Below are 1,584 nucleotides of genomic sequence, written 5' to 3'. Positions count from 1 at the left end.
AAAAATTATCATACAAATGATCTGTATATCAAAAATAAATTGATGTACAGATCATTTGTGTGAGAAAAGTCCCTTTAATACTATGAAGAGGTTTTTTAAAATTTCTACATACTTGAAGTTCCATCACATCAACAAAAAGAAGATCAAACTAGAAAAACAATCTAGTTCGGTCTTCTTTTTATTTTAAATTCATTAATGATTGCTTTTTTCACATCACTATAAAATACCATAATCAGCATTCCCAATATGGTTATAAATAAAGAAATTCCTTCAGATCCAATAAATATCCCTATAAATATAAGAGCAATACCTATAAAAAAGCCAAAATCATTTTCATCATCATCGTCCTCACACTCATCCTTATCCTTTTTATCTAACTCCTCCCTAGCATCCTCTGATCCCTTTATTAACTCATCAATTGTTACCTCATATAATTCACTAAGTAAAATCAAATTATCAATATCAGGATAACTTTTATTACTCTCCCATTTATAAACAGCTTGTCTAGTCACTCCAACCTTTCGAGCCACATCTTCTTGTGAAAAGCTTTTTGATTCACGAATTTTTTTCAATTGCGAACCTAAATTCATATCATTCACCTCTAAGAAATCATTACATATAAACCCCTAATTAATAAAGAAACCATTAATCTAATACATGTAAACTAATGGTTCACATATTTAAATTCTTACTAAATTACCCTCTACATTCAATTGATACAATATTATCAGAAACTAAAAAAAGAATCCCTTATTCCTTTTGGGATTCTTTTTTTAATTTACTCAGACAAATGATCTGTACATCAATAATTCGTCCTTGAAATACAGATCATTTATATGATAGTTTTTATAAATAATTACTGAATAATGAACTTACATAAACACTTTTAAAAACTCCTGTACTAATGGAATTACTCCACTTATAAATTTTAAAACTGCCATTGCGATCTCCATATTATACCTCCTTTTATTATAATATTAAATTTTATAAATATATACCTTTATTATAAGTGAGCACTTACAAAAATAGCAATACTTTTACATGTATAGTTAAATAGAACACTAAATAAGAACTGCTATATTCAACAAAGAACCGTAGAACAATTTCCATGGTTCTTTGTTTACATTTGTTAGCCTTTATTATGTAATGGGACAGCAAAAAAAAGAGTGAAATCTTAATAATAAAAGCTTCATAGTTACTAACAGAAACAACTAGTCCAACCAAATCATCTGATGATATTCCAATGTAAATTGGTTAATACATATCTAGTCCCCAAAAAAATATATAAACATATTGTATTATAGTACAACTCTTTAACAATATCCTAAAAAGGAGCTATCTATATGTTTGAAGACAAATCTAAAATTAATTACCCATATGAATTTGCAGAAACTATAACAACACCAATTAAAAAACCAAGTTATACAAAATTTAAAAATAGTTCAAACACACAACCTCTGGTTATTTCAAAACATTACGTTGAAAAACTTCTATACACTGAAAAAATCAATACCCCCAAAAACAAATAATCAAAGTTCTTTAAAAAAAGACTACATCCATATATAGATGTAGTCTTTTTTTAAA

General features: G+C 26.8%; 2 protein-coding genes. One reads left to right on the top strand and one right to left on the bottom strand.

What is annotated here, in order from left to right:
* Nucleotides 1-161: 161 nt before the first annotated feature.
* Nucleotides 162-590 carry a helix-turn-helix domain-containing protein gene (locus V7183_RS13125; RefSeq protein ID WP_335359810.1) on the bottom strand — a complete coding sequence of 143 codons (429 nt, stop codon included), beginning with the start codon at nucleotides 588-590 and terminating at the stop codon, nucleotides 162-164.
* Between the two features lie 753 nt (nucleotides 591-1,343).
* Here V7183_RS13125 and V7183_RS13120 point away from each other — a divergent pair.
* The gene (locus V7183_RS13120) at nucleotides 1,344-1,529 is read left to right on the top strand and encodes a hypothetical protein (RefSeq protein WP_335359809.1); all 186 of its coding nucleotides are present in this window, start codon (nucleotides 1,344-1,346) and stop codon (nucleotides 1,527-1,529) included.
* Nucleotides 1,530-1,584: the final 55 nt, after the last annotated feature.

Origin of the sequence: Bacillus sp. JJ1127 (assembly GCF_036965845.1) — a bacterium.
Lineage (GTDB): Bacteria > Bacillota > Bacilli > Bacillales > Bacillaceae_G > Bacillus_A.
The sequence above is the reverse complement of the archived record's forward strand: the minus strand, read 5'-3'. Positions and strand labels throughout refer to the sequence as shown.